This is a genomic window from Peteryoungia wuzhouensis (assembly GCF_003205195.1).
GTDB lineage: Bacteria > Pseudomonadota > Alphaproteobacteria > Rhizobiales > Rhizobiaceae > Allorhizobium > Allorhizobium wuzhouense.
In genome coordinates, this window is sequence record NZ_QJRY01000002.1 from 65,655 (window position 1) to 91,331 (window position 25,677).

27 protein-coding genes and 1 tRNA gene are annotated in these 25,677 nt (G+C 61.8%); 13 read left to right on the forward strand and 15 right to left on the reverse strand.

Annotated elements, in window-relative coordinates; translation table 11 throughout:
- The first annotated feature begins 79 nt into the window (after positions 1-79).
- Positions 80-622 carry a single-stranded DNA-binding protein gene (locus DMY87_RS06220; protein ID WP_110790451.1) on the forward strand — a complete coding sequence of 181 codons (543 nt, stop codon included), beginning with the start codon at positions 80-82 and terminating at the stop codon, positions 620-622.
- Positions 623-767: 145 nt separating this feature from the next.
- Here DMY87_RS06220 and DMY87_RS06225 read toward each other — a convergent pair whose 3' ends face one another.
- A complete protein-coding gene (locus DMY87_RS06225) occupies positions 768-1,397 on the reverse strand; it encodes a MarC family protein (RefSeq protein WP_110790452.1) in 630 nt (209 codons plus the stop codon).
- 194 nt (positions 1,398-1,591) lie between these two features.
- Here DMY87_RS06225 and gyrA point away from each other — a divergent pair, with 194 nt between their 5' ends.
- Positions 1,592-4,411, forward strand: coding sequence for a DNA gyrase subunit A (gyrA, locus tag DMY87_RS06230; RefSeq protein ID WP_110790453.1), 2,820 nt, complete (start codon positions 1,592-1,594; stop codon positions 4,409-4,411).
- A gap of 190 nt (positions 4,412-4,601) precedes the next feature.
- On the opposite strand, the gene DMY87_RS24525 is transcribed toward gyrA, so the two are convergent.
- From DMY87_RS24525 to DMY87_RS24130, 3 genes are all read right to left on the reverse strand, one after another.
- Positions 4,602-4,736: a hypothetical protein gene (locus DMY87_RS24525; protein ID WP_280953036.1), complete on the reverse strand. Its 135-nt coding sequence runs from the start codon at positions 4,734-4,736 to the stop codon at positions 4,602-4,604.
- Between the two features lie 61 nt (positions 4,737-4,797).
- Positions 4,798-4,950 carry a hypothetical protein gene (locus DMY87_RS24125; RefSeq protein ID WP_160143175.1) on the reverse strand — a complete coding sequence of 51 codons (153 nt, stop codon included), beginning with the start codon at positions 4,948-4,950 and terminating at the stop codon, positions 4,798-4,800.
- 84 nt (positions 4,951-5,034) lie between these two features.
- Positions 5,035-5,193 (reverse strand): hypothetical protein, encoded by a 159-nt coding sequence (locus DMY87_RS24130; RefSeq protein ID WP_165826162.1) that lies wholly within the window; start codon positions 5,191-5,193, stop codon positions 5,035-5,037.
- A 209-nt stretch (positions 5,194-5,402) separates the two neighbouring features.
- Here DMY87_RS24130 and coaD point away from each other — a divergent pair, with 209 nt between their 5' ends.
- From coaD to tgt, 5 genes are all read left to right on the forward strand, one after another.
- On the forward strand, positions 5,403-5,897 hold the full coding sequence (gene coaD, locus DMY87_RS06235) for a pantetheine-phosphate adenylyltransferase (protein ID WP_110790975.1): 495 nt from the start codon (positions 5,403-5,405) through the stop codon (positions 5,895-5,897).
- Positions 5,898-5,924: 27 nt separating this feature from the next.
- Positions 5,925-6,494 (forward strand): peptidylprolyl isomerase, encoded by a 570-nt coding sequence (locus tag DMY87_RS06240; RefSeq protein ID WP_110790454.1) that lies wholly within the window; start codon positions 5,925-5,927, stop codon positions 6,492-6,494.
- 39 nt (positions 6,495-6,533) lie between these two features.
- Positions 6,534-7,043: a peptidylprolyl isomerase gene (locus DMY87_RS06245; RefSeq protein WP_110790455.1), complete on the forward strand. Its 510-nt coding sequence runs from the start codon at positions 6,534-6,536 to the stop codon at positions 7,041-7,043.
- Between the two features lie 93 nt (positions 7,044-7,136).
- Positions 7,137-8,231 carry a tRNA preQ1(34) S-adenosylmethionine ribosyltransferase-isomerase QueA gene (queA, locus tag DMY87_RS06250; RefSeq protein WP_110790456.1) on the forward strand — a complete coding sequence of 365 codons (1,095 nt, stop codon included), beginning with the start codon at positions 7,137-7,139 and terminating at the stop codon, positions 8,229-8,231.
- A gap of 3 nt (positions 8,232-8,234) precedes the next feature.
- Complete coding sequence (tgt, locus tag DMY87_RS06255; RefSeq protein WP_110790457.1) at positions 8,235-9,365, forward strand: tRNA guanosine(34) transglycosylase Tgt; 1,131 nt, start codon at positions 8,235-8,237, stop codon at positions 9,363-9,365.
- Positions 9,366-9,422: 57 nt separating this feature from the next.
- Here the strand turns inward: tgt and DMY87_RS06260 are convergent, their stop codons facing one another.
- Positions 9,423-9,863, reverse strand: coding sequence for a DUF4864 domain-containing protein (locus DMY87_RS06260; protein WP_183041927.1), 441 nt, complete (start codon positions 9,861-9,863; stop codon positions 9,423-9,425).
- Positions 9,864-10,012: 149 nt separating this feature from the next.
- A complete protein-coding gene (locus tag DMY87_RS06265; protein WP_205908148.1) occupies positions 10,013-11,818 on the reverse strand; it encodes an amidohydrolase in 1,806 nt (601 codons plus the stop codon).
- Positions 11,819-12,471: 653 nt separating this feature from the next.
- Between DMY87_RS06265 and DMY87_RS06270 the strand changes: the two genes are divergently transcribed.
- The gene (locus tag DMY87_RS06270) at positions 12,472-13,227 is read left to right on the forward strand and encodes a metallophosphoesterase (RefSeq protein ID WP_110790460.1); all 756 of its coding nucleotides are present in this window, start codon (positions 12,472-12,474) and stop codon (positions 13,225-13,227) included.
- Between the two features lie 150 nt (positions 13,228-13,377).
- Here the strand turns inward: DMY87_RS06270 and DMY87_RS06275 are convergent, their stop codons facing one another.
- From DMY87_RS06275 to metG, 3 genes are read right to left on the reverse strand one after another with little or no spacing between them, the layout of a single operon-like run.
- Positions 13,378-14,196 (reverse strand): MBL fold metallo-hydrolase, encoded by an 819-nt coding sequence (locus tag DMY87_RS06275; RefSeq protein ID WP_110790461.1) that lies wholly within the window; start codon positions 14,194-14,196, stop codon positions 13,378-13,380.
- A gap of 10 nt (positions 14,197-14,206) precedes the next feature.
- Positions 14,207-14,992, reverse strand: a complete 786-nt coding sequence (locus tag DMY87_RS06280; RefSeq protein ID WP_110790462.1) for a TatD family hydrolase — start codon at positions 14,990-14,992, stop codon at positions 14,207-14,209.
- Positions 14,993-14,996: 4 nt separating this feature from the next.
- Entirely contained in the window at positions 14,997-16,610 is a 1,614-nt protein-coding gene (gene metG / locus DMY87_RS06285) for a methionine--tRNA ligase (RefSeq protein ID WP_280953041.1), read from the reverse strand.
- A gap of 194 nt (positions 16,611-16,804) precedes the next feature.
- Between metG and DMY87_RS06290 the strand changes: the two genes are divergently transcribed.
- Complete coding sequence (locus DMY87_RS06290; protein ID WP_110790464.1) at positions 16,805-17,437, forward strand: LysE family translocator; 633 nt, start codon at positions 16,805-16,807, stop codon at positions 17,435-17,437.
- Positions 17,438-17,498: 61 nt separating this feature from the next.
- On the opposite strand, the gene DMY87_RS06295 is transcribed toward DMY87_RS06290, so the two are convergent.
- The 4 genes from DMY87_RS06295 to DMY87_RS06310 form a co-directional block, all read right to left on the reverse strand.
- Positions 17,499-18,524 (reverse strand): DNA polymerase III subunit delta', encoded by a 1,026-nt coding sequence (locus DMY87_RS06295; protein WP_110790465.1) that lies wholly within the window; start codon positions 18,522-18,524, stop codon positions 17,499-17,501.
- A complete protein-coding gene (gene tmk / locus DMY87_RS06300) occupies positions 18,521-19,210 on the reverse strand; it encodes a dTMP kinase (RefSeq protein ID WP_110790466.1) in 690 nt (229 codons plus the stop codon). The genes DMY87_RS06295 and tmk overlap by 4 nt, the downstream gene beginning before the upstream one ends.
- 126 nt (positions 19,211-19,336) lie before the next feature.
- The gene (locus DMY87_RS06305) at positions 19,337-20,509 is read right to left on the reverse strand and encodes a D-alanyl-D-alanine carboxypeptidase family protein (protein WP_110790467.1); all 1,173 of its coding nucleotides are present in this window, start codon (positions 20,507-20,509) and stop codon (positions 19,337-19,339) included.
- A gap of 52 nt (positions 20,510-20,561) precedes the next feature.
- Complete coding sequence (locus DMY87_RS06310) at positions 20,562-21,629, reverse strand: septal ring lytic transglycosylase RlpA family protein (RefSeq protein ID WP_110790468.1); 1,068 nt, start codon at positions 21,627-21,629, stop codon at positions 20,562-20,564.
- Positions 21,630-21,900: 271 nt separating this feature from the next.
- On the opposite strand from DMY87_RS06310, the gene DMY87_RS06315 reads away from it, so the two are divergent.
- Positions 21,901-21,990, forward strand: a tRNA-Ser gene (locus DMY87_RS06315).
- A gap of 75 nt (positions 21,991-22,065) precedes the next feature.
- On the opposite strand, the gene DMY87_RS06320 is transcribed toward DMY87_RS06315, so the two are convergent.
- A complete protein-coding gene (locus DMY87_RS06320; RefSeq protein WP_110790469.1) occupies positions 22,066-22,491 on the reverse strand; it encodes a MerR family transcriptional regulator in 426 nt (141 codons plus the stop codon).
- A 73-nt stretch (positions 22,492-22,564) separates the two neighbouring features.
- Here DMY87_RS06320 and DMY87_RS06325 point away from each other — a divergent pair, with 73 nt between their 5' ends.
- The 3 genes from DMY87_RS06325 to DMY87_RS24530 all read left to right on the forward strand — a co-directional run bounded on the left by DMY87_RS06325 (position 22,565) and on the right by DMY87_RS24530 (position 24,137).
- Positions 22,565-23,599: an SDR family oxidoreductase gene (locus DMY87_RS06325; RefSeq protein ID WP_110790470.1), complete on the forward strand. Its 1,035-nt coding sequence runs from the start codon at positions 22,565-22,567 to the stop codon at positions 23,597-23,599.
- Positions 23,600-23,652: 53 nt separating this feature from the next.
- Positions 23,653-23,883 (forward strand): hypothetical protein, encoded by a 231-nt coding sequence (locus tag DMY87_RS06330; RefSeq protein ID WP_110790471.1) that lies wholly within the window; start codon positions 23,653-23,655, stop codon positions 23,881-23,883.
- Positions 23,884-24,011: 128 nt separating this feature from the next.
- Positions 24,012-24,137: a hypothetical protein gene (locus tag DMY87_RS24530; RefSeq protein ID WP_280953037.1), complete on the forward strand. Its 126-nt coding sequence runs from the start codon at positions 24,012-24,014 to the stop codon at positions 24,135-24,137.
- A gap of 16 nt (positions 24,138-24,153) precedes the next feature.
- Here the strand turns inward: DMY87_RS24530 and DMY87_RS06335 are convergent, their stop codons facing one another.
- Positions 24,154-25,608 (reverse strand): cobyric acid synthase, encoded by a 1,455-nt coding sequence (locus DMY87_RS06335; RefSeq protein ID WP_110790472.1) that lies wholly within the window; start codon positions 25,606-25,608, stop codon positions 24,154-24,156.
- Positions 25,609-25,677 lie beyond the last annotated feature (69 nt).

The following is a 25,677-nucleotide window of genomic DNA, read 5'->3' on the forward strand; positions in this document are numbered from 1 at the left end:
CATTCGCGCCAGCGATGGGATAAGGTGCAAATTGATTGAAGTTTGAACGCCGCGGCGGCGCGGCAGTAAGGTGAGTGTCATGGCAGGTAGCGTCAACAAGGTCATTCTGATCGGCAATCTCGGTGCCGATCCCGAAATTCGCCGGACCCAGGACGGCCGGCCGATCGCCAATCTGCGCATCGCGACGTCGGAAAGCTGGCGCGACAAGAACAGCGGCGAGCGCAAGGAAAAGACCGAGTGGCACCAGGTCGTCATCTTCAACGAAGGCCTGTGCAAGGTTGCCGAACAGTATCTGAAGAAGGGATCGACGGTGTATGTCGAGGGCCAGCTTCAGACCCGCAAGTGGCAGGACCAGAACGGCAATGATCGGTATTCGACCGAAGTCGTCCTGCAGGGCTTCAACGGCAACCTGACCATGCTCGGCGGCCGTGGCGACGGCGCTGGAGGCGCGCGTGGCGGGAACGACTTCGGCGGCGCCGATTACGGCAGCGGTGGCGGATATGACGGTGGCTACGGCGCTCCGGCCCCCTCGCGCGGCGGCTCGGCTGGCGGCGCAAGCCGTGGCGGCAGCGCCCCATCGGGTGGCTTTTCGCGCGACCTGGATGACGACATCCCGTTCTGATCTGAGCCGATCGGCATTTTCCAAGGGAGCTTCGGCTCCCTTTTTCGTGCCGGAATGATCATGCCGGCTGCCGGCAGGAGAAGCATGGTCCTGTCGTAATTCTGGAATTAGGCAATTGCCGAAAGGGGCGCCTCTCCTCGGAGCTTCAGGCGCCGAAGGCCGATTTGATCCCGTCGACGACGAACTGGACGGAAAGGGCGGCCAGAAGCACGCCGAGCAGGCGGGTGAGCAAGGCGCGGCCGGTAACGCCGAGGAAGCGATTGAGCCGGTCTGCGAGGAAGAGCGAGACGAAAACCAGTCCAAGGACGGCGCCGATCACCATGATCAGCTGCAGTTTTCCGAGCCATCCCTCCATGGTCCCGGAGATCAGCACGGTCGCTGAAATGGCCCCCGGGCCGGCGATCAAGGGAATGGCGAGCGGGAAAACCGCGAGATTGTGAATGTGATCCTTGGTAATGGCGTCACCGGTCGTCTTTTCCTTGCGTTCGTTGCGCTTCTCGAAAATCATCTCGAAGGCGATGGCAAACAGCATCAGGCCGCCGGCAATCCGGAAGGCGCCCATCGAGATCCCGAGCGCGCCGAGGATGCTGGCGCCGAACAGCGCAAAGACCGTCAGGATGGCAAACCCCATCACCGCGCCGCGCACGGCCACCTGCTGGCGCTGCGCCTGGTTCATGCCCTGGGTCAGTCCGAGGAATAGCGGCGCCAGCCCCGGCGGGTCGACGGTGACCAGCAGGGTGGTGAGCGCGCTGATCATGGTTTCGGTACCGGCCATCATGGGTCTCCTTGCAGATTGGCGACCATAAAGGCAAAGCCGGCTCCGGCTGGCAAGAGACCGGCTTGCCCTAATATGCCGAATGCCTTTGCGTGGCCGCAAAAGCCTGTTTATAACCCGGGTCAAAATTGGCGCATTCGCGCCTGTTCCGCTATAAAATCCCCAGTGATTCCGAACAGAGATCGTGACCTGATTTGACTGAGCAAAGCACTCCCGGCGGCGGCAAGTTCCCGTCCGACATCCAGCCGATTTCCATCATGGAGGAAATGCAGCGGTCGTATCTCGATTACGCCATGAGCGTCATCGTGAGCCGCGCCCTTCCGGACGTCCGTGACGGATTGAAACCGGTGCATCGACGCATCCTTTACGGGATGAACGAGCTGGGCCTCGACTGGAACAAGAAATACGTCAAGAGCGCCCGCGTCACCGGTGACGTCATGGGTAAGTATCACCCGCATGGCGATGCCGCGATCTACGACGCGCTCGCCCGTATGGCGCAGCCGTGGTCGCTGCGTATGCCGCTGATCGACGGCCAGGGCAATTTCGGTTCGGTTGATGGTGATCCGCCGGCCGCCCAGCGTTACACGGAATGCCGCCTGCAGAAGGTGTCGCATGCACTGCTCGACGACCTGGACAAGGAAACCGTCGACTTCCGCGACAACTACGACGGCACGATGTCGGAGCCGGTGGTCGTTCCTGCCAAGTTCCCGAACCTGCTGGTCAACGGCGCCGGTGGCATCGCGGTCGGCATGGCGACGAACATTCCGCCGCACAATCTCGTTGAAGTCCTCGACGGCTGCACGGCCCTCATCGACAACCCGGCGATCGAACTGCCGGAACTGATGCAGATCATCCCCGGTCCCGACTTCCCGACCGGCGCGATGATCCTGGGCCGCTCGGGCATCCGCTCGGCTTACGAGACAGGCCGAGGCTCTGTCATCCAGCGCGGCGTCGCCCGCGTCGAGCCGATGCGCGGCGACCGCGAGCAGATCATCATCACCGAGATCCCCTATCAGGTGAACAAGGCGACGATGATCGAGAAGATGGCCGAGCTGGTGCGTGAAAAGCGCATCGAAGGCATCTCCGACCTGCGTGACGAGTCCGACCGTGACGGCTACCGCGTCGTCATCGAGTTGAAGCGCGATGCCAATGCCGATGTCATCCTGAACCAGCTTTATCGCTACACGCCGCTGCAGACCTCCTTCGGCTGCAATATGGTGGCGCTGAACGGCGGCAAGCCGGAACAGCTGACCCTGCTCGACATGCTCAGGGCCTTTGTCACCTTCCGCGAGGAAGTGGTCAGCCGCCGCACGAAATACCTACTGCGCAAGGCGCGCGAACGCGCCCATGTCTTGGTGGGTCTGGCGATCGCCGTCGCCAATATCGATGAAGTCATTGCGCTGATCCGCAAGGCGCCGGATCCGGCAACCGCCCGCGAGCAGCTGATGACGCGCCGCTGGCCGGCCCATGACGTGGAAGCGCTGATCCGCCTGATCGACGACCCGCGCCACCGGATCAACGAGGACCTGACCTACAATCTCTCGGAAGAGCAGGCCCGCGCCATCCTCGAACTGCGTCTTGCTCGCCTGACCGCTCTCGGTCGCGATGAAATCGACGAGGAACTGAACAAGATCGGCGCCGAGATTTCGGATTATCTCGACATCCTGTCGTCGCGCGTCCGCATCCAGACCATCGTCAAGGACGAGTTTGCCGCGATCCGCGACGAATTCGGCACCCCGCGCCGCACCCAGATCGTCGAAGGCGGTCCTGACATGGACGACGAGGATCTGATCGCCCGCGAAGACATGGTCGTCACCGTGTCCCATGCCGGCTATATCAAGCGCGTCCCGCTCACCACCTATCGCGCCCAGCGTCGCGGCGGCAAGGGCCGCTCCGGCATGACGATGAAGGACGAGGATTTCGCCACCCGTCTGTTCGTCGCCAACACCCATACTCCGGTGCTGTTCTTCTCCTCGCGTGGCATCGTCTACAAGGAAAAGGTCTGGCGCCTGCCGATCGGCACGCCGACCTCGCGCGGCAAGGCGATGATCAACATGTTCCCGCTGGAACCCGGCGAGCGCATCACCTCGATCATGCCGCTGCCCGAGGACGAGACGAGCTGGCAGAACCTCGACGTCATGTTCTCGACGACCCGCGGCACGGTGCGCCGCAACAAGCTGTCCGACTTCATCCAGGTCAACCGCAACGGCAAGATCGCGATGAAGCTCGAGGAAGAGGGCGACGAGATCCTCGGCGTCGAAACCTGCACCGAGCATGACGACGTGTTGCTGACGACGGCCCTCGGCCAGGCAATCCGCTTCCCGGTCGATGAGGTCCGCGTCTTTGCCGGCCGCAACTCGATCGGTGTCCGTGGTCTGACGCTCGCCGAAACCGACCGTCTGATCTCGATGACCATTCTCGGCCATGTCGATGCCGAGCCGTGGGAGCGTGCAGCCTACCTGAAGCGCTCTGCCGTCGAACGTCGCGCGAGCGGCGTTGATGAAGACGATATCGCGCTGGTCGGCGAGGAAGTCGTCGAAGAGGGCGAGCTCTCGGAAGACCGCTATCAGGAACTCAAGGCCCGCGAGCAGTTCGTGCTCACCGTCTCGGTCAAGGGTTTCGGCAAGCGCTCGTCGTCCTACGATTTCCGCACCTCGGGCCGTGGCGGCAAGGGCATCCGTGCCACCGACACCTCGAAGACGGCGGAAATCGGCGAACTGGTCGCCGCCTTCCCGGTCGAAGAAAAGGACCAGCTGATGCTGGTCTCCGACGGCGGCCAGCTGATCCGCGTGCCGGTCAACGGCATCCGCATCGCCAGCCGCGCGACGAAGGGTGTCACCATCTTCTCCACAGCCAAGGACGAGAAGGTCGTCTCCGTCGAACGCATCAGCGAGCCGGAAGGCGAGGATGAAGTGGTTGAAGGCGAAGCCGTCGCAGAGGCCGGCGTCGATGCGGGTGTCGAAACCCCGGCCGCAGGAGAGGCTGCAGGCGAGGGCGAACCCACCGCCGAGTAAGACAGAAGGCCGGCCTTGATCGGGCCGGCCACCCCGCCTCAATGGCGACAAGGCAGCGCTGGAACAAACGAAAAGCCCGCCGGACGATGTCCGAGCGGGCTTTTTGACGGAGGTATGGCATCAAGTTCGATGCGGTTTTCTGTAAGACCAGGCGTGTGGATCCACCGGCTTGACCGCTTTATATTGGGGCTCAGAAGGCCTTGCGGCGCTCCACCATGGCCCGGAAATCTTCGTCTTCGCGCTTCAGAGCCGTGATCGCCGATGCGACCGAGGCGACGAACATGCCACTGATCAGAGCGGCGAGTACCGTGAGCGTTACAAACATGGTCTTCCCTTTCTTCTTCAGCGTGACGTTACGTTTCTAGCGGCGAAGATTTGATGTCCGATTAATGGCCGAAGCTGTGGTAGCGGGCGGTCATCGGAGGGCCGTAAAACTTGGCGTCGTTGCTATCCTTGACGTAGAAGGTTGCGGATGTAGCAACCATGGCAGTCATCATCATCATCCAGACGAGGTTGATCAGGGTAACTTTGTCATGCATTGCGATAGTCCTTCAAAATCCGGCATTCGCTGCCGGTAAATGGTTGTGCGCGGAAATGGTTCCCCGTGCAGTGTAGGAAGTGGTTTACCAAACCCTGCCTGAAGTGCTCTTGAACACCTTGTTCATCTGGCGTTCATCTTCGAACTCGCGATCATGGGCCTCCATCAGGTCGCGAGCGACCGAAAGACCGAGCTCGACCAGAAGCGAGGCGGCGAGTGCGGAGGTGATCAGGAGAACGAGCATGGGAACGTCCTTGTCGTGGTGTTGGTTTCAGGCACGATCAAGGAATAGCTTCCGCGCCCTGAAGCGGCCTTGAACATGCCATTCATCTGCCGTTCACGGCGAAGGAGCGGTAGAAAAGCGCAAGGCAAAGCCCGATAGAAGATGGCTTAGACGCTTGCGATGAAAAGCCTTCCATGACAAAAGGCGTCGAAACCAAAGATCGGGCATCCATGGCAACCGCGTTCTATCCTGGCTCCTTCGATCCGATGACCAATGGTCATCTGGATGTGCTCGTGCAGGCGCTGAACCTCGTCGATCGCCTTGTCGTCGCGATTGGGACCCATCCCGGCAAGACGCCGCTCTTTTCCTATGATGAACGCGCAGCCCTCATCCGCGCCTCCCTGGAAGCCGTGCTGCCGGACCGGGCAGGGGACCTCGACGTCGTCTCTTTCTCCGATCTTGCCATCGATGCCGCACGGCGGGCCGGCGCGAAAATCCTGGTGCGCGGCCTGCGTGACGGCACCGATTTCAATTACGAAATGCAGATGGCAGGTATGAATGCGCAGATGGCGCCGGATCTGCAGACCGTCTTTCTGCCGGCTGCCACCGCATCCCGGCCCATAACCGCCACATTGGTCCGCCAGATCGCCGCCATGGGGGGCGATGTGCGCGCCTTCGTGCCCGGTCCGGTGCTGGCCGCCCTCAAGTCCAAGAGCGGGCGCTGAGCCCGCAAGTCCCGAACTGGAGTGATCATGAAGCTCGTCCATATTGCCACCGCGTTTTTTCTCGCCGTTGTCGGTTTCGGCGCCGCCCAGGCCCAGTCGAACGATGACTACCTGACCATCCAGCTGAAGGATGGCCCGGTCGTCATCCAGCTCATGCCTGAGGTCGCGCCGAAGCATGTTGCCCAGATCAAGAAGCTGGCCGCAGCAGGCGAATACGACAACGTTGCCTTCCACCGCGTGATCGAAGGCTTCATGGCCCAGACCGGTGACGTGCAGTATGGCGACATGGAAAACGGCTATGACGCCCAGCGCGCCGGCACCGGCGGATCGAATCTGCCGGACCTCCCGGCCGAATTCTCGAATGTCCCCTTTGAAAAGGGCACCGTCGGCATGGCCCGCAGCCAGGATCCGAACTCCGCCAACTCGCAGTTCTTCATCATGTTCGCCGAAGGCGGCTTCCTGAACGGCCAGTACACGGTCGTCGGCAAGGTCGTGGCCGGCATGGAATATGTCGACAAGATCAAGCGCGGCGAAGGCGGCAACGGCGAAGTGACCGATCCCGATCGCATGATCAAGGTGACGGTCGGCCGCAACTGATATCTACCGGGCGAAAAGCCCCAACCAAGGAGAACCCCCATGGCCGAGATCAAGGATCCGGAAAACACCATCCTGATGGAAACCACCAAGGGTAAGGTCGTCATCGCGCTCTTCCCCGACCTGGCACCCGGCCATGTCGCCCGCATCAAGGAACTGTCGCGCGAAGGCGCCTATGATGGCGTCGTCTTCCACCGCGTCATCGCCGATTTCATGGCCCAGACCGGCGACGTGAAGTTCGGCAAGAAGGGTGGCGCCGACTTCAACCCCGGCCGTGCCGGCATGGGCGGCTCCGACAAGCCGGACCTGAAGGCAGAATTCTCGGCCACGCCGCATGTTCGCGGCACCTGCTCCATGGCACGCTCGCAGAGCCCGAACTCGGCCAACTCGCAGTTCTTCATCTGCTTCACCGATGCACCGTGGCTGAACAAGCAGTATTCCGTCTGGGGCCAGGTCATCGAAGGCATGGACATCATCGACCTGATCAAGAAGGGTGAGCCCGTCAGCGATCCCGACTCGATCCTGTCGATGAAGGTTGCCGCCGACGCCTGATCGGCTTAAAGCCACACGAAGCCCGCCTCGGTGCGCAGCACCCGGGCGGGTTTTCGCGTTTAGATCCGCCATCCCAATCCCGAACGAACAGCAATGCGTGTAGACCTCTTCGACTTCGATCTGCCGGACGACAACATTGCGCTGAGGCCCGCAAGCCCACGCGACCATGCGCGTTTCCTGGTGGTGCGCCCGGATGCCGATCCCGAACTCGAAGACCGCCACGTCTACGACCTGCCGTCGTTCCTGAATCCCGGCGATGCCTTGGTCTTCAACGACACCAAGGTCATCCCGGCCCAGCTCGAAGGCATCCGCCATCGTGACGGCGCCGAAGAAATCGCCGTCTCCTGCACGCTGCATATGCGTGTGGCCGCCAATCGCTGGAAGGCCTTTGCCAAGCCCGGCAAGCGCATCAAGCAGGGTGACCGCATCGATTTCGGGATGGGGCAGGGCGACAGCGCCGCCTGCATGCTCGGCTCGCTCGTCGCGACCGTGGCGGAAAAGGGGGAAGCCGGTGAAATCGACCTCGCTTTCGACCTCTCCGGTCCCGATCTCGACCAGGCGATCGCCACCGTCGGCCATATTCCGCTCCCGCCCTATATCGCCGCCAAGCGGCCGGAAGACGGGCAGGATCGCACCGACTATCAGACCATCTACGCACGTGAAGAAGGGGCGGTTGCTGCCCCGACCGCCGGCCTGCATTTCACGCCCGACCTGTTTGCCAAGCTCGACGCGGCCGGCATCGAGCGCCATTTCGTCACGCTGCATGTCGGCGCCGGCACCTTCCTGCCCGTCAAGGCGGACGACACCGCCGACCACAAGATGCACCAGGAAATCGGCCATATCGACGCAAAGACGGCGGCGGCCCTCAACGCCGTGCATGCGCGCGGCAACCGCGTGATCGCCGTCGGCACGACCTCGCTGCGCCTGCTCGAAAGTGCGGCCCTCGACGATGGCACCATCCCCGCCTGGTCCGGTGCGACCGGCATCTTCATCACGCCCGGCTACCGCTTCAAGGCGGTGGACATGCTGATGACCAATTTCCACCTGCCCAAATCCACGCTCTTCATGCTGGTATCCGCCTTTGCCGGTCTCGACACGATGCGGGGTGCCTATGCCCACGCAATCGAGACCGGCTACCGCTTCTACTCCTACGGCGATTCCAGCCTGCTCTTCCGGAAAGACGACTGACCGATGACTGAGAATTTCACGTTCAATCTGAGGGCCACCAGCGGCAAGGCCCGCCTCGGCGAGATCACCATGCCGCGCGGCACGATCCGCACACCGGCCTTCATGCCCGTCGGCACCGTCGGCACCGTCAAGGCCATGTATCTCGACCAGGTCAAGGAAGGCGGCGCCGACATCATCCTCGGCAATACCTACCACCTGATGCTGCGTCCCGGCCCGGAACGCGTCGCCCGCCTCGGCGGCCTGCATGAGCTGATCCGCTGGCCCGGCCCGATCCTGACCGATTCGGGCGGGTTCCAGGTCATGTCGCTGTCGGGCCTCCGCAAGCTCGACGAGCAGGGAGTCACCTTCAAGAGCCATGTCGATGGTTCGCTCCACCACATGTCGCCGGAACGCTCGATCGAGATCCAGGGCCTGCTCGACAGCGACATCCAGATGCAGCTCGACGAATGCGTGGCGCTGCCGGCGGAACCGCGCGAAATCGAACGCGCCATGGAAATGTCGCTGCGCTGGGCTGAACGCTGCCGCGCTGCCTTCGGCAATCAGCCGGGCAAGGCGATGTTCGGCATCGTCCAGGGTGGCGACCAGCCCAATCTTCGCATCCGCTCGGCCGAAGGCCTGAAACAACTGGATCTCAAGGGTTATGCCGTGGGCGGCCTCGCCGTTGGCGAACCCCAGGCGGTCATGCTCGACATGCTGCGCATCACGCTGCCGGTGCTGCCCACCGAAAAGCCGCGCTACCTGATGGGCGTCGGCACGCCCGATGACATGCTGAAATCGGTTGCAGAAGGCATCGACATGTTCGACTGCGTCATGCCGACCCGCTCCGGCCGCCATGGCCTCGCCTTCACCCGCCGAGGCAAGGTCAATATCCGCAACGCGCGCCATGCCGAAGACATGCGCCCGCTCGACGAACAGTCGTCCTGCCCGGCGACGCGTGACTATTCGCGCGCCTATCTGCACCACCTCGTGCGCTCCAACGAAGCGCTCGGCGGCATGCTCTTGTCCTGGAACAACCTCAGCTATTATCAGGAACTGATGCAGGGCATCCGCCAGGCGATCGCCGAAGACCGGTTTGAGGATTTCAAGGCCGAGACCATCGAGACCTGGGCGCGCGGCGACATCGATCCGGTCTGATCATACCCAGGATCACGGGGTGAAGGGCAGGGCGCCTGCGCTGCCAACAACCCCGCTTCAGATCCCCTGGCTCGTCGTCTCGCGCTTGATGCGCACGCCGTTGATGGCGAATTTGCCGTCGCTCTGGCGCTTGAGCTCGTAATAGACCGCCCAATCCTTGCCGTCAGGTGAGGAGATCAGCACCTCCTGAAAGGCGACCTTGCCATCGGGCGACACCTGGTTGCGGCCGAAGGCATAATTGCCAGGCCGATAGACGGGTCCATAGCTCTTCTTCACCATCTCGAAAAAGCGTTCGGGATTGGGAAAGACGGATTTGATTTCAGGAGAGGCGAAGGAATAGGCCGCCGCAGCATCGTCGTTGAGGAAGGCCGTGATCTGTTGTTCGATCACCCCTTTCGCCAGCCCGGCAGGATCAGCCGGTACCGCATCCTCGGCCAAAGCCGGGCCGCCTGTCAGGCCCGCCACGAGATAAAGGGCCATTGCAATCCGCATGCGCATCATGATTCCCCTCATGTTTAAGTCGTCTCGAATGAAAGAATAGGACGATTCGACCGAACGGGAAGGTGGGTGATGCATTTCTTGTGCGCGTTCTCGATTTCGTGACCTCCGACGGCAAGCGCCGCCGGAGGTCAGTCTTGCGGTGTGGCTCAGTTCAGTTTGATGTCGCCCGTCCCATAGACCTGCTTGCCGCCCAGCACGGTCAGCAACACCTTGGTGTCGGCAATCTCCTCGCCTGGGATCGTCAGCAGATTCCGGTCGATCACAATCAGGTCGGCCACCTTGCCGACCTCGATTGAACCGGTCACGTTTTCCAGCCGCAGCGAATAGGCCGCATTTATCGTGAAGGCCCGGATCGCCGTCTTGATGTCGAGGCCGGGATCGTCGCCAAGGCGTCCTTTGTATTTGTCGGCGACATCAGGCGTATTGGTCCGGGTAACCGCGACCTTCATCGCAAACCATTCGTTGAGGGGATCGATCGGCCAGTCGCTGCCGAATGCAATCCGTGCCCCCGCCTGCTTGAATTTCCCGCTGGTCTCAAGATAGCGGAAGCGTTCCTCGCCAATGTAGTCCTGCACGGAATCGAGCGTATCGGGCGCCGGTTTGCCCCATTGGAAGGAAAGGATCGGCAGGGCATTGAGGGCAGGGAAACGGGCATAGTCCGCCGCTTCGACCAACTCGTTATGGGCAAGAGCCAGACGGATATTCTCAAGCGACACCCCCGCCTTCTTCGCCTGCTCGATGGCATTGAGGGCGATATGGACGGCATGATCGCCATCCGTATGGAGATGCATGTTGAAATCGGCGGCGGCCAGTTCCTTGATCACGCCCGCCAGTTGCTCTTCCGAAACATACAGTTTGCCGCTGCTGTCGCTCGGCGTCCAATGCGGATGGGTTTCTGAGCCGGTATTGTGCAGATAGGGTTGCCGCAAGGCCCCTGTCTGCGCCGGCGCCTGGATCACGCCGTCCATGAAGACCTTGGCGGTACGCACCGAAATGAACGGCTCGACGCTGTCGCGAGGCATGCTGTATTTTGCCGACAGCGCCTTGATCCGATTGATGGTCTCTGTCGGTTTGGCCGTCTCTTCGGCGGAAATGACCGGCGCGAATTCACCGCGAACCGTGAGCTTGCCCTGCTGCCGCAAGGTGTCGAATGCGACGACGGAGTCTTCGGAGGCGGCCGCATCGAAAATGGTCGTCACACCCTGGCTGTTGACGAGTGCCGAGGCCGCAGCGGCGTTTTCGAGATTCTCCTTGGCTTGCACCTCTGCCGGGAGAGGCGGGGCGGCCCCGGATACCTGCCACATCGCCGCATCGAGGAAGATGCCGCTGAGCGCGCCATCGGCTTTCCGGTCGATCTTGCCGCCCGCAGGATCCGGTGTGTCTGCGGTGATGCCGGCCTGTTTCATCGCCTTGCTGCTGGCGGCCATCGAATGGAAATCGGTCGCAACCACGATCACCGGCCGCTCGGTCGGCAGTCGGTCGAGGATCTCGGCCGAGAGGTCGGCCCCGGGCGGCGTCATCGCCTGGCGATACCAGCCGCGCACTTCAAGCCAGCGGTCGGCCGGAGCATCCGCCTCGTCCTTCAGGCACTGCGAGATGACGGCAAGGATCTGGTCGACGGACAGAGGCTGATAATTCAGGTTGCAGCTGGTGAGCTGGGCCCCGCCACCGAGAGGATGCATATGGCCGTCGATGAGGCCCGGCATCAGCACCTTGCCCCCGAGATCGATCACCTGTGTTCCATCGCCGATCCAGTCTTCCATGCTGGCAGATGTGCCGACCGCCACGATCTTGCCACCACGCACCGCGACGGCTTCGGCAAGCTCGTCCTTCGCATTCACGGTATAGACAACACCGTTGCGAAAAACCGTGTCAGCCGGTTCCGTAGCCGTAGCCGTAGCCGGAGCGGAAAGGCCAGCGATGACCGACAGCGACAAGACCATCCCTGACATCGACTGCCACGGATTTCGGGATAAATGCCCAAACATATAAATTCACTCCCAGTTTTCGAAAAATGGACACCCTCGAGCCCCGACGGCGACCTGATGTATCCCAGGTTTTCACCGCCCCAAGCCTGGCCATGCCCGGCTTGCCTCGTATGTTATGCATACGACTTCTGAAAAGCCTAGGGCGGTTTGCGATCAATCCTCGCGGGGCCGCATGGCCAGAAACCGGCGATCCGGATCGTTGCGGAGGAGGGGACAAAACCGCTCCCACCAGCGTGACGAATTTTGCCAATCACAGGTCTTTGCGACCGCTTGTGGATCAAAGTCTCTCATTCCACCTCGGACGCATCCGGCCATCATGCATCCGCCACACACGCCTGGACCGCGATCGCCAAGCCGGTCAGATGCGCCGGATCTCGACGCCCAAAAAAAGACAGGCCTGGTGATCGGCGATCACAAATACCTCCATAGTCCCGCTGGCCGCGGATATCTTCAGATGGAGAATCACATCCAGGCCGCTGCTCGGTTATTCCCCGGCGATCAGCCGAGTCTGGGGCAAGGGAAGCCTAAGGAGCCGCACATAACGCCTCCACCCTTGTTGTCTTGCTCCGAACCTGCCAAATCTGACGAAACTCATTCGGCGTTACGACAAGGACCTCATGCGTCTCTTCCTGGCATCCGACCTCCATGTCGACTATCCCGAAAACCTGCACTGGATCGAATCGGTCTCAGAGATCGACTATGTCGATGACGTGTTGCTGCTTGCAGGCGACATTTCCGACGAGATGCACCTCATCGAGCGGGTCCTGCGCGTTGTCAAAGCACGCTTTCGCCACGTGGTCTTCATTCCCGGCAATCACGATCTCTGGACGTCGCGAAGCGGGAAGGGGCCATCCTTCGGCAAGTTCGATGCGATCCTGTCTCTCTGCCGGGAGGAAGGCATCGAGACCGGGCCGCTCGCCATCGGCAAGGCCCTGATCGTCCCGCTGCTCGCCTGGTATGATTATTCCTTCGGCCAGCCTGGACCAACAATCCGCCGCGGCTGGATGGATTTCTACAAATGCAATTGGGAAGGTTTGCAGCCGGCCGAGGTTGCATTTCGGTTCGAAGCGATGAACGTGATCCCGGACACATCAGGCTTCGATGCCGTCTACAGCGCCTCGCATTTCGTCCCGCGCATCGATCTCATGCCGGCGCGCTACCCGGAAAAACACAAGGCGCTGTTTCCCGTCCTCGGCACCGATCGCCTGGAAACGCAGATCCGCCGGCTGGGTTCGCAGAAACATTTCTACGGCCATAGCCACCTGAACAGGAACAAGGTGATCGACGGCGTCACCTATATCAACAATGCATATGGCTATCCGTCGGAGACGGAGATCTCGGCAAAGACGATCCTGCATGTGGCGGATCTCTGAACGGAGGGAGAGTAGACACGAGCGCGCCGCCTACAAACGAATATCGCATAAGATAGATTATGGAACCAAAGCGCATCGCCGAAAGAGCAATTTGGCTATGCAGACCTCGATCCGACGGCGCGAAAAGCCGGATTCCGTTTGTGAAGACCCTCAGATATCCAGTTCAAATTCCACGATGAATTGGTCGTGGCCTGGTTCCACGTTGTCAGGTGTCTCACGCATTACCGTGTCGTAGTCGAGCGGCGTATGCATATGCGTCAGCACGCTGTGTCTCGGCCCGAAACGCTCGATCCAACCCAGGGCCTGTTCGAGCGACAGATGGCTCGGATGCGGCCGGTACTGCAGTGCGTCGATGAACAGCAGATCGAGGCCGGACAGTTTTTCGACCGTTTCGGCGGGAAAGTCCGAGACGTCGCAGCAATAGGCCACGTCACCGATCCGCAGCCCCAGCGAGATGATGTCGCCGTGCTGCTGCACGAGCGGCAGAAGCTCGATCGGTCCTCCCGCGCCTTCGATGACGACCGACCGGTCCATGTCTTCGATGATGACAGGTTCGACGATCGGCGGGTAATTGCTGCCCTCGGGCGTCTTCAGGCAGTATCCGAAGCCTTCCTCGATACGGGCCATCGTATAGGGTTCGGCATAGATCGGAATGCGCTTGTGCTGGTTGTGAAAATAGCCACGCAGGTCATCGATGCCATGCAGATGATCGGCATGCGCATGGCTGTAGAAAACAGCGTCGATGAGATCCACCTTCGAACGGATCATCTGTTCGCGAAAATCCGGCCCGGTATCGACCACAACCACCGTCTTGCCGCCATCCGGGCCGATCTGCTCGATCAGGAAGGACGCGCGGCTGCGCCGGTTCTTTGGATTGTCAGGGTCGCAATTGCCCCAGTCGCCGTTGATCCGGGGTACGCCGGGAGACGACGAACATCCAAGCAGCGTGAACCGTCGCGTGACCTTCATCCGAACTTCCTCAGCCAAGTCTTGGCATCTTGGCGAAGCAGCGGAAGGCGTTTGCCGTCGTGATCTCCGCCATCTCCGCGTAACTCACACCCTTGACCTCGGCGAGCACTTCCGCCGTGTTCACCACATAGGACGGTTCGTTGCGTTTTCCACGCCAGCGCTTCGGCGCCAGATACGGCGCATCGGTTTCGACCAGCAGCCGGTCCATCGGCACGGTCTTCGCAATCGCGCGCAGCTCCTCGGACTTCGGAAACGTCACGATACCCGAGAACGAGACAAAACCACCGAGTTCAACACCGGTATCGGCCAGCGCCTGTCCCGATGAGAAGCAGTGCAGGATGAAGGGGAAGGCGCCCTTCCCCGTCTCTTCGGTCAAAATCGCCGCCATGTCCTCGTCGGCGCTGCGGCTGTGGATGACAAGCGGCAGACCCGTGCGCCGCGCCGCCTCGATATGGCGGATCAGCCCCGTCTTCTGGTCCTCGGGCGTCTGCGTGTCGTAGAAATAGTCGAGCCCCGCCTCGCCGATCGCCACGATCTTCGCATGGCTATCTGCCAGCCGCACGAGTTCGTCCGCCGTGACGTCGAGTTCGTCGCCGGCATTGTTCGGATGGGTGCCGACCGAACAGAAGACGCTCGGATACCGTTCGGTGAGTGCCAGCAGAGTCTCGAGCTTCCGGACTCGCGTCGAAATCGTCACCATCTGCTTCACGCCTGCCTGATGCGCCCGCGTGACCAGTTCGTCGCGCTCTGCGTCGAAATCGGCGAAGTCGAGATGGCAATGGGTATCGATCAGCATCGGCTCAGGCCTTGCTCGCGTCCGGTGCGACGTAACGCGGATAGACCGGCGACGGCGCCGGCAGTTCCGTGCCCGGCTGCAGGCGTCCGGCGGCCCCGAGCTTGGCGAAGACGCGATCTTCCTTCGCGACGGCGACAAGATCGAGGATCTTCGCCGAGGTTTCAGGCATGATCGGCTGGAACAGAAGCGCGATCTGGCGCACGACGTCAGCGGTCACATAGAGCACAGTGCCCATGCGCGCCTCGTCGGTCTTCTTCAACACCCACGGCGCCTGGGCTGCAAAATAGCGGTCGGCCTCGTTGACGATGTTGATGATCGCCGCGACCGCCTTGTGGATCTGCTGGCGGCTCATCTCCTCGCGGCAGATATCGATCGCCTCGTCGGCAATCTTCAGGATCGCCTCATCCTCTGCGGTGAGCGGACCCGGAGTCGGCACCCTGCCCTCGCAGTTCTTGTTGATCATCGACAGCGAGCGCGAGGCCAGATTGCCGATACCATTGGCCAGATCGGCATTGATGCGTGTGCCGATGCCCTCTTCCGAATAGCTGCCGTCCTGGCCGAAGGAGACTTCGCGCAGGAAGAAATAGCGCACCTGGTCGAGGCCGAAATGGTTCACCAGATTGACCGGATCGACGACATTGCCGAGCGACTTCGACATCTTCTCGCCCTTGTTGAGCAGGAAGCCATGGGCATAGACCCGCTTCGGCAAAGGCAGGCCCGCCGACATCAGGAAGGCCGGCCAGTAGACGGCGTGGAAGCGAATGATGTCTTTGCCGATGATGTGCACGTCCGCCGGCCAGTATTTCGCACGCGGACCGTTGGTGTCTTCAACATAACCCGTGGCGGTGATGTAGTTGGTCAAGGCATCCACCCAGACATACATCACATGTTTGTCGTCACCAGGCACCTTGATGCCCCAGTCGAAGGTCGTGCGCGAGATCGACAGGTCCTTCAGGCCCGACTTGACGAAGGAAATCACCTCGTTGCGGCGCTCGTTCGGGCCGATAAAGTCAGGCTCATCCTCATAGAGCTTCAGGAGCTTGTCTTCATAGGCCGAGAGCTTGAAGAAATAGCTTTCCTCTTCCACCCATTCGACCGGCGTGCCCTGCGGCCCGTAGCGCACGCCGTCAGGGCGCACTTCCGTCTCTTCTTCCTGGTAATAGGCCTCGTCGCGCACCGAATACCATCCGGCATACCCGCCCTTGTAGATGTCGCCGTTCTTCTCCATCCGGCGCCAGACTTCCTGCACCGTCTCGTGATGGCGCTTTTCGGTCGTGCGGATGAAGTCGTCATTCGACGAATTCAAGAGCTTGCCCATTTGGCGGAATTCGTTGGAGTTCCGCTCGGCCAGCGCCTCCGGCGAAATGCCTTCCGCACGCGCCGTCTGCTGCATCTTCTGCCCGTGTTCGTCCGTACCTGTCAGGAAGAACACATCCTTCCCGTCGAGCCGCTGGAACCGCGCCATGGCGTCGGTGGCGATCAGCTCATAGGCATGGCCGATATGCGGCTTGCCGTTCGGATAGGAGATGGCAGTGGTGATGTAGAAGGGATCGCTCATGGTTTGCTGGTGTCTTTTCGTCGGTTGCGATTGTCTTGGGGCCGGACAATGGCGGCACAGGAAGGCCGGCCAGGAACGGCGACGACAAATGGGGTCGAACGCTCTTAAAACATTCCGGCGCCTTTAGGAACATCCGTTTTGCTGCGGCGCCACGAACACGCCCGCTTGGGCGGCAATCGGGCCTGCAAGACCGGGCTTGCCAAGGCCGCCGATCCTGATAAACCGGAATTCCGGCCAACTCGAAGGAAACCGATATGCCGGATCTCTCTACTCTCATGCTTTTTTCTGCCGCCGCCCTGGTGCTCACAGCGACACCAGGCCCCGACATGCTGCTGATTGCCTCGCGCAGCATCAGCCAGGGGCGCGCAGCAGGCTTTTTGACCTATCTGGGCATCGCGCTCGGCACATACTGCCATGCCCTTGCCGCAGCGCTGGGCCTGTCACAGCTGTTTCTCGCCGTCCCGGCCGCCTACGAGGTCGTCCGTTGGGCCGGCTGCGCCTATCTGCTCTATCTCGCCTGGAAAACACTGCGCTCCGAAGCCAAGCAATTTGCGCCGACCGCCGGCCTGAAGCGCTATTCCCTGCAGCGGATTCTCGGTGAAGGCCTGGCGACGAACCTTCTCAATCCGAAGATGGCCCTGTTTGTGCTGGCCCTGTTCCCGCAGTTCCTCGATCCGGCGAAGGGTGCCCTCACCCTGCAGATCCTGGTTCTTGCAACGGTGCTGAACCTCATCGGCTTTGTAGTCAACGGCGCGGTCATCGTGCTGAGTGGCCATATCCGCAACCGGATGACGGGCCTGGGCCGGTTCCGAAAGCTCCCGCAATACCTGCTCGCAACAGTCTTTGCCGGGCTGGCCTGCCGCCTCGCCCTCGGCACGAAAAACTGAACGTAGACCGAGCTGAGGCAAAGGCAGTTGGCACAGCGCCCGCTGCCGTTGCACAGCCCCGTCAGGGCGCCACGGCCGAAAGCACGTCTAGGATCGTCTGCTTGCGGTCGAGATTGTACGCGCCGGCCACGGTCAGCTGCTCCCCGATGGTGGACGTCAGTCGCGCATAATGCTCGGCGGCCGACAGGTTCCCCGCATGGGCAAACTGCCGCGCCGTATCGGCCAGATGATCCCCCAGATGCTCGATGAAAAAGCCGAAGGCGACATCGCTGTCCTTGCCCGAGAGCGCATCGGCGATCTTGAACATCATTCGCCGCTGTGCCGGCCCTGAAGCGGCCAGCATCTGCTCGAAGGCCTCAAGAATGTCAGCGCCGCCGTAATTCACCAGTTTCAGCGCCCGCGCCACGCTTCCCTTGGCCAACGAAAGCACCGCCTCGCGCTTTTCCGCCGGGATCGCCAAACCCAGTTGGCCGAGCGCCTGATCCATCGCGTTGGGATTGAGTTCATGCAGCCGAAGCGGCAGGCAGCGCGACCGGATGGTCGGCAAGAGCTTGCCCGGCGCATGGGAGAGCACGAGGAACATCGCCCGCTTCGGCGGCTCTTCAAGGATCTTCAGGATGGCATTCGCCGCATTGCGGTTCAGGTCATCGGCCTGATCGATGATGACAATCCGCCAATTGCCGGTACCCGACGTCTGGCTGAAGAAATGCCCGGCCTTGCGCACCTCGTCGACGGTGATCGCCTGCTTCACGCGGCCCGTCTTGTCGTCCACCGGCCGCGACAGATGCAAGAGATTGTGGCTGGCACCCGACGCAATCTGTCGGCTGATCGGATGCTCGGGATCGGGATCCTCGATCGCATCAGGCGCGGACAGGGGGTCGGGGTAACGCAGGATGTGATTGGCAAAGCGGAAGGCAAGCGTCGCCTTGCCGATCCCCTCCGGCCCTTCGATCAGCACCGCATGGTGACCCTTGCCGGATTGATAGCTGCGCGCCAGAAACTCTTCCGCCTCCGCATGGCCGAAAATCCGCGTGTTGAGCGCGGGTGCGATCGCGCCGTCGAGCAGCCCTGCCCTCTCGTCGCTCATCGGTGCGCCGCCTGCTCGGCAAGCTGTCCCCGGCGCTGCGCCAGAACCAGCGTTACATCCGCGAGAATGTCGCGGGCAATGCGGTCCATATCGAGGCTGGCATCGATCACCCGGCAGCGCAAAGGCTCGCGCGCCGCAATGTCGAGAAAGCCCTGGCGGCGCTTCTCATGCACTTCCGTCCGCTCCTTTTCGAACCGGTCCGGCTGTGCCGCCGAAGCTGTCGCCCCTGCCCGACGTCTGGCGCGATCAAGCCCCATTTCAGCCGGCAGATCGAGGATCAATGTCAGATCCGGCATGGTTCCCGCAACAGAGACGCGCTCCAGCGCCGCCATCAGCTTCGGCTCCAGATTTCCGGTCACACCCTGATAGACGCGCGAGGAATCGACGAATCGGTCGCAGAGCACGATCTGCCCCCGCGCAAGCGCCGGCCGAACGAAACAGGCGAGATGATCGGCCCGCGCCGCCGCAAACAGGAGCGCCTCCATCCGGATGCCGAAGGGTTCCGCCGCGCCGGACAGCAGCACATGCCGGAGCGCTTCTGCTCCCGGAGAGCCACCCGGCTCGCGCGTGACCACCACATCATGGCCGCGCTCGCGCAAGGCTTCGGCCAGCAGGCGGATCTGGGTCGACTTGCCGGCCCCCTCGCCTCCTTCGAAACTCACGAACAATCCGGGACCGGTCGCCAATGCCTTGCCTTCTTTCCGCGCCGCGCGAGCGCGTATCGCAATCTGCCCGAGGGCACTCCCAGTGGCTCTACCGCAAGATTGCGTCAAACGAAACCGTCGAGCCCATTTCGGGTCGCCTTTTTGCGCTCAGAGCCAGAAGAACAACAGTTCGATCAATGCATCGACCGCCCTTTGGCGCAGCGTCCCGACGTCCACAGATGCGGCACTTTGCAGCGGCACCGACAACAGCGGACGGTCGCCCGACAACAGGTTCAGCTGCGCGATCTCGGCGCCGGCCGAAACCGGCGGGCGAAGCGGCCAGCGATAGACGATGCGCGCCTGCAGCCGCTCGGGATTGTTGACCGGCACATAGACCTCGACGGGCGTTTTCGCCACAAGCGAGACGCTCGACTGCGCCCCGCCATAGACGCTCGCCTCGCCGATCACCTCGCCCTGTTTGAACAGCTGACGCATCTCGAAACCGTCAAAGCCCCAGTTGATCAGCCGCGTCGCCTCTTCCGTCCGTTCCTTGTCGGTCGCAAGCCCGCCGAGACCGAGAAACAGTCGCCGCCCGTTTCGTTCGACGGAGGCGACAATGGCAAAACCGCTGCCATCGGCAAATCCCGTCCCAAGCCCGTCCGCCCCGATGCTGAGCAGCGGATTGCGGTTGCGCTGCAGGATCTTGTTCCACTCGAATTCCGGCAGGGAAAATGTCTTGTAGAGTTCCGGATAGGCGCTCTGCAAATGCTGGGCGAGCTTGACAAGATCAACCAGCGTCGAGCGATTGTCGGGATGCGGCAAGCCGGTGGCATTGCCGAAATGGCTGTCCTTCAGGCCCAGTTCGGCGGCGCGTGCATTCATCCGCTCGACGAATTTCGCCTCCGAACCCGCCATGCCCTCGGCCACGATCAGGCAGCCGTCATTGGCCGTCTGCACCGCGATCCCCTTGACGAGATCCGCGACGGGCACCTGGCTTTTCAGCGCCGCAAACATCGTCGAGGTCCGCGAGGGCGCCCCGCCCGTCCGCCAGGCAAATTCGGAAACCGGATAGGTCGTGTCGGGCCGGATCTCGCCCGCGTTCAGCGCCCGGAAGACGATCTCCAGCGTCATCAGCTTGGCAAGCGACGCTGGCGCAAAGCTCTGCCGCTCGTTCTTCGCCAGAAGCACCGTGCCGGTCGAGGCCTCGATCAGATAGGCCTGCCCCGCCTTGGTCTCCATGCCCGCGGGCTTTGGGGCATCCTGGGCCTGTGCCGGCAGCCAGAGCTCCGCCACGACGCAGAGCGCAACCAACAGGGCGGGAAAGAGGGAGCGAAGACGCATGATCACATTTCGGCTAGGGAACGACGGGTCAGCTCACCCCCGGCCGCCGCAGTCAGAGCCCTTTGGAGAGGGTGATCCCGCCTTTGGCAACCGAAGAGAGAATCGAGCTCTCGGTGAGGTCGCCATTGCGCACGAGAATGGCGTCGAAGGCAAGCGCGCCCGGCGCCGTCTGGACTTCGGCATAAGCCGCCGCATAGCCGGAGCCATCATAGCCGGGGACGTGATGTGGCCGCTGTCCGGGCAGCGGACCAATCTCCGGAAGCGCGGCAAACATCTCTGATCCCGCCTGTGCCATGCCCTGCGATGCGGCCGACTGGGTCATCAGCAGCTGTGCATCGAGCGTATGCGGTGCCATCCCGCCGCTCGGCGTCGAGCCTGACAACGCCGTCTGGTAGACCGGATCGGGCTGCGGCCGGTATTGCGGCACGGCAGCATCGTTGGAAGCGACCATCACACCAGATGCAATTTCGCCCTGCGGCTCGACCACCGGTCCGCGTTCGCCCTTCTTCACATAGGAGGCCATCAGATAGGGCATGTCGTGCCCATCCATGCGCGCGGGCCCGATATATTGCACCCGAACCTTGCCGGTGCCGCTATGCGCCATATCCAGCATGTCGGCCGTCTTGTTCGAAAGGTCGATCAGCCGCCCCTGATGGAACGGACCGCGATCGTTGATCCGCACGATGACCGAACTGCCATTGGTGAGATTGGTCACGCGCGCATAGCTTGGAAGCGGCAGCGTCGGATGGGCGGCCGACAGATAGTCCTTGTCGTAAAGCTCGCCATTGGCCGTCAGCCGGCCATGAAAGGCGTCGCCATACCAGGACGCGATCCCGACGGCATTGTAGCGCGGATTTTCCTTGGGCACGAAGGTCTCGCCCTTCACGACATAGGGCTTGCCGACCATGTAGCGCCCGCCGCCCTTGGGCACCGGACCGCCAGCGACCAGTCGCGGGCTCGCCTTCACACCATAGACGGATTCGGCGAAATACTCCTTCGAACGTTTCGGCTTGTCCGCGGTCTCCTTGGTGGTCGAACAGGAGGCGGTAAAGGCACACATCAGCGCCACGCCCAACCATTTTCCACCCATGGCCAGCCGGCCGCCTGTGCTCGAATGCATATGTCCCACTTCTGATCAGACGGGCCGGACGACATCCCCTGTCATCCCGGGAAAAGTCCCCACCCGTACGCCTGCGCCAGGCAGAAGGCTGTGGAAAAGTGGCCAAAATGGGAAATGTGGCGGCCCGGCAGGAAACCAAGTGTTTTCATGGTTAGCGCACGGTTAACGCAAGGGCCGCCCTCGCCGCAGCCATCCGATTAATGACGCCTGCGAAGTCCCGAATAACAGCCCTTGCCAAATCCGAAGCCTTTGCGCATAACGCCGTCCACGGGGAAGAGTGTCCGAGTGGTTTAAGGAACCGGTCTTGAAAACCGGCGTGCGGGAAACCGTACCGTGGGTTCGAATCCCACCTCTTCCGCCAGACCCCTGTTGTGCACGCCAAAAATATCTGGGTTCAAGAGCACTTGGCACGCGAGCCTTTGCCGGCATCCAGACATTATTTCGGCGTCACCGTGATGTCGGCCAAACACAATTCGGCACCCGCAAAACGCGGTTCGTCTCCGGGCTTGCCGCGCTCCATCCAGCCACGTTTGGCACGAAGATAATCAAGAAGTCTTGTGAGATCGGCCGCCTTCTCCTCAAGCTTGGCCACCTGGGCGTCGATGATCTCCAGCTCCCGTTCCGCTGAAAGTCCGCCTTTCACGAGTTCTTGCGCAATTTCCGCAATTTCTTTCAATGACATTCCAAGAGCTTGCGCGAACCGGATCATTAGCGCCGTCGAAACATCCCGCTCGGAAAAGAGCTGGTAGGGATTACGTCCACCAAGATTTCCTGTTTCCGGCGCAAGCAGGCCTTTTCGCACATAGAAACGGACAGTGTCCTGGCTAAGCCCGGTGCGCCTGGAGAATTCTCCGATCTGCATGTGATTCACCCTTGACCATGGACCATGCTCCAGCCTTATAGAACTGGCTCCCTCATGTGTGGAGTAGTTTTTCATGGCAGATGATTTCAACACAAGGCCAGCGCCGCTCGCTTTCGTGACAGGCGCGACCGGGCTCCTTGGAAACAATCTGGTGCGCGAACTGATCGCTGCGGGCTGGCGAGTCCGCGCTCTGGCCCGTTCGCTCGACAAGGCGCGCCACCAGTTCGAAAACCTGGACGTGGAAACCGTGCATGGAGATATGGCCGACGTGCAGGGGTTTGCAAAAGCTCTTTCAGGCGTCGACACGGTTTTTCACACCGCTGCCTATTTCCGCGATTCCTATAAAGGCGGTCGGCATTGGGATGCGCTCTATGCCGCCAATGTCACGGGCACGGAGCATCTGCTCCATGCCGCCTACCGAGAAGGTGTGCGTCGCTTCGTTCACACCAGCTCGGTCGCCGTGTTGCATGGAGCACGAGGCGTGCTGATCGACGAAACCATGCTGCGCGACGAGCGCAATGCGGATGACTACTACCGCAGCAAAATCCTGGCGGATCGAGCAGTCCTGGCATTTCTCGATTCACACCCGGATTTCTGGGCCTCGCTGGTGCTTCCAGGGTGGATGCACGGCCCGGGTGATGTCGGCCCGACCGCCGCAGGCCAAACCGTCATTGATGTGGCCCTGCAGCGCCTACCCGGAGTGCCGCCCGGTTCGTTCTCTGTGGTCGATGCCCGTGACGTTGCGAGAGCCATGCTGCACGCCAACGAAAAAGGGCGGCGCGGCGAACTTTATCTGGCGGCTGGTCGCCACATGACGATGAGTGAGCTGCTGCCGTTGATCGCACGTGAAACCGGCGCTCGTGCGCCGGTTCGATCCATTCCGCTCTGGCTCATGCATGTGCTTGCGGCCGGATACGAGGTCTACGCCCGGCTGACGGGACGTCCGGTATTGATCAGTTGGGCAATGGCACGGACAGTCGCTCGAGAAAACGAACGCTCGCGCTACGATTCCAGCAAGAGCGAACGCGAGCTTGGCTTGCGCTTCCGTCCCGTCGAAGAAACCCTTGGAGACGAGGTCGCCTGGTTCCGCGCCAAAGGGATCATTTGAACGGATCCAGAATCGATGACTGCACCTCCCCAAGCGTCCTCCGAACCCTTCGGATGCAAAAGCAAATTCGCCCGATCCATAAAATGCGAGCAATCGACTTAGCGGCGCTCCAACCGATGCGCGCTTATAACTGGGACCCGCAAGAGAGAATGGGGTCAAAGATGCGCGTGATGGTCCTGGTGATGATTGCCGCGGTATTCAGTATTCTGGCGATTAAGCTCGTCGACAATTCGCTCGGCGGCGGCCGTCTGATGGCATCGCCCCGTGAGATTGCACTCGGCTGATCCCAAGCCCAAATGTTGCAGTGCTGCAACAGTCCTGCGATTACAATGGCGGCAACGCCCTCTGACCCGCCGACCCGGAACTGCTTTCGCCGCAATTGCGTTGTCGAAACAAAGCAGGAGCAAAAACAATGAAAATAATCTTCGTCCTGCTGGTCGCTTCGGTGCTCAGCATTCTCGCGTTCAAATATGCCAACAATTCCATGGGTGGCGGCGAGCTGATGGCCTCGCCGATGGATGCGGCACAGGCATCGTGATCTGCGAGGCGATTGCTCAGCCGAGCAAGGCCGCAAGCCAGCGGCTGGAGAGATGCGTCTCGAGCTCGGCTGCCACGTCATCGAGTGCTGAATCGACCGCTGCGCGATAGTCGCCCCCGCCACCTGAGATTCCGAAGCTCTGAAGCAGTCCCCGGCGATAGGCGTCGCTGGAAAACAAGCCGTGCAGATAGGTGCCCTTGATCCGCCCGTCCGGGGAGCCCGCCCCGTCCGCGCGCCCGTCGATCACAACCGGCGCCCGTGCCCGGTCAGGCCCGTCCGTCACGCCGAGATGGATCTCGTAGCCGGAAAGCGGGACGTCGTAATCGAGGCAATGCGCCCGGCTGTTGCGCACCGTCTTTTCCGCCGCCATCACCGTATCGACCTCGAGCAGGCCAAGCCCCGCGACCGTCACGGGGGCACCTTCGAGCCCCAGCGGATCGGAAACCGTGCGCCCGAGCATCTGATAACCGCCGCAAATCCCGATGACCCGCCCGCCGCGTTTGACATGGCGGCCAAGATCGCGGTCCCAGCCATTGTCCCTGAATTCCGCCAGATCGCCGATGGTCGACTTCGAGCCCGGCAGAATGACGAGCCCGGCATCAAGGGGCAGACGCTCGCCGCCGCGCACGAAGACGATATCGACCTCGGGTTCGAGCCTGAGCGGATCGAGATCGTCGAAATTGGCAATGCGCGACAAAACCGGCACCGCGATCTTCAGCGCCCCGCCCTTGCCCTGCACCAAACGCTCCAGCACGACCGAATCCTCCGCCGGCAGCCGGCTCGCGGCTTTCAGCCACGGCACCACCCCGATACAGGGCCAGCCGGTAAAACCCTCGATCGCCGAAAGGCCGTCGTCGAACAGCGTCACGTCGCCGCGAAACTTGTTGATGATATAACCGGTGATCTGCCGCCGGTCTTCTTCCGGCAGGATCGTATGGGTGCCCACCAGCGAGGCGATCACCCCGCCCCGGTCGATATCTCCGACGAGAACGACGGGCACCTCAGCCCGTGTCGCAAAACCCATATTGGCAATGTCGCCGGCTCTGAGATTGATCTCCGCCGGAGACCCCGCCCCCTCGACGATCACAAGATCCCGACCTTCGGACACCTGGCGAAAGCTGTCGAGCACGGCGGCCATGAGCTGCGGCTTCAGGCGCTGGTAATCCCGCCCCTTGGCCTGGCCGAACACCTTGCCCTGCACGATGATCTGGCTGCCGGTTTCCGTCTGCGGCTTCAGCAGCACCGGGTTCATGTGCACGCTGGTCGGAATGCGCGCGGCCAGCGCCTGCAGCCACTGCGCCCGCCCGATTTCCCCGCCATCGTCGGAGACGGCCGCATTGTTCGACATGTTCTGCGGCTTGAACGGCGCGACGTTCAGCCCGCGGTTGGAGGCCAGTCGGCACAGCCCGGCGACCAATATCGTCTTTCCGACATCCGAACCCGTTCCCTGCAGCATTATCGCTTTCGTCATGCCATCCTGTCCCGTCTGCGCCGCGTGCTATTTGCCTTGGTTTGGCTGCTTTTGCCGTGGTTTTGCCAC

Bases quoted from the DNA above. Each gene is read 5' to 3' on its own strand.
- queA (WP_110790456.1), top strand. From the start codon at position 7,137: ATGCGTGTAGACCTCTTCGACTTCGATCTGCCGGACGACAACATTGCG.
- DMY87_RS06320 (WP_110790469.1), bottom strand. From the start codon at position 22,491: ATGCAGATCGGAGAATTCTCCAGGCGCACCGGGCTTAGCCAGGACACT.
- DMY87_RS06290 (WP_110790464.1), top strand. From the start codon at position 16,805: ATGCCGGATCTCTCTACTCTCATGCTTTTTTCTGCCGCCGCCCTGGTG.
- DMY87_RS06240 (WP_110790454.1), top strand. From the start codon at position 5,925: ATGAAGCTCGTCCATATTGCCACCGCGTTTTTTCTCGCCGTTGTCGGT.
- DMY87_RS24525 (WP_280953036.1), bottom strand. From the start codon at position 4,736: ATGTTTGTAACGCTCACGGTACTCGCCGCTCTGATCAGTGGCATGTTC.
- DMY87_RS06265 (WP_205908148.1), bottom strand. From the start codon at position 11,818: ATGTCAGGGATGGTCTTGTCGCTGTCGGTCATCGCTGGCCTTTCCGCT.
- DMY87_RS06245 (WP_110790455.1), top strand. From the start codon at position 6,534: ATGGCCGAGATCAAGGATCCGGAAAACACCATCCTGATGGAAACCACC.
- DMY87_RS06220 (WP_110790451.1), top strand. From the start codon at position 80: ATGGCAGGTAGCGTCAACAAGGTCATTCTGATCGGCAATCTCGGTGCC.
- DMY87_RS24530 (WP_280953037.1), top strand. From the start codon at position 24,012: ATGAAAATAATCTTCGTCCTGCTGGTCGCTTCGGTGCTCAGCATTCTC.
- DMY87_RS06310 (WP_110790468.1), bottom strand. From the start codon at position 21,629: ATGCATTCGAGCACAGGCGGCCGGCTGGCCATGGGTGGAAAATGGTTG.
- DMY87_RS06225 (WP_110790452.1), bottom strand. From the start codon at position 1,397: ATGGCCGGTACCGAAACCATGATCAGCGCGCTCACCACCCTGCTGGTC.
- coaD (WP_110790975.1), top strand. From the start codon at position 5,403: ATGGCAACCGCGTTCTATCCTGGCTCCTTCGATCCGATGACCAATGGT.
- DMY87_RS06275 (WP_110790461.1), bottom strand. From the start codon at position 14,196: ATGAAGGTCACGCGACGGTTCACGCTGCTTGGATGTTCGTCGTCTCCC.
- DMY87_RS06330 (WP_110790471.1), top strand. From the start codon at position 23,653: ATGCAAAAGCAAATTCGCCCGATCCATAAAATGCGAGCAATCGACTTA.
- DMY87_RS06280 (WP_110790462.1), bottom strand. From the start codon at position 14,992: ATGCTGATCGATACCCATTGCCATCTCGACTTCGCCGATTTCGACGCA.
- DMY87_RS06335 (WP_110790472.1), bottom strand. From the start codon at position 25,608: ATGACGAAAGCGATAATGCTGCAGGGAACGGGTTCGGATGTCGGAAAG.
- DMY87_RS06295 (WP_110790465.1), bottom strand. From the start codon at position 18,524: ATGAGCGACGAGAGGGCAGGGCTGCTCGACGGCGCGATCGCACCCGCG.
- DMY87_RS24130 (WP_165826162.1), bottom strand. From the start codon at position 5,193: ATGCTCGTTCTCCTGATCACCTCCGCACTCGCCGCCTCGCTTCTGGTC.
- DMY87_RS06260 (WP_183041927.1), bottom strand. From the start codon at position 9,863: ATGCGCATGCGGATTGCAATGGCCCTTTATCTCGTGGCGGGCCTGACA.
- DMY87_RS24125 (WP_160143175.1), bottom strand. From the start codon at position 4,950: ATGCATGACAAAGTTACCCTGATCAACCTCGTCTGGATGATGATGATG.
- tgt (WP_110790457.1), top strand. From the start codon at position 8,235: ATGACTGAGAATTTCACGTTCAATCTGAGGGCCACCAGCGGCAAGGCC.
- DMY87_RS06325 (WP_110790470.1), top strand. From the start codon at position 22,565: ATGGCAGATGATTTCAACACAAGGCCAGCGCCGCTCGCTTTCGTGACA.
- DMY87_RS06270 (WP_110790460.1), top strand. From the start codon at position 12,472: ATGCGTCTCTTCCTGGCATCCGACCTCCATGTCGACTATCCCGAAAAC.
- DMY87_RS06305 (WP_110790467.1), bottom strand. From the start codon at position 20,509: ATGCGTCTTCGCTCCCTCTTTCCCGCCCTGTTGGTTGCGCTCTGCGTC.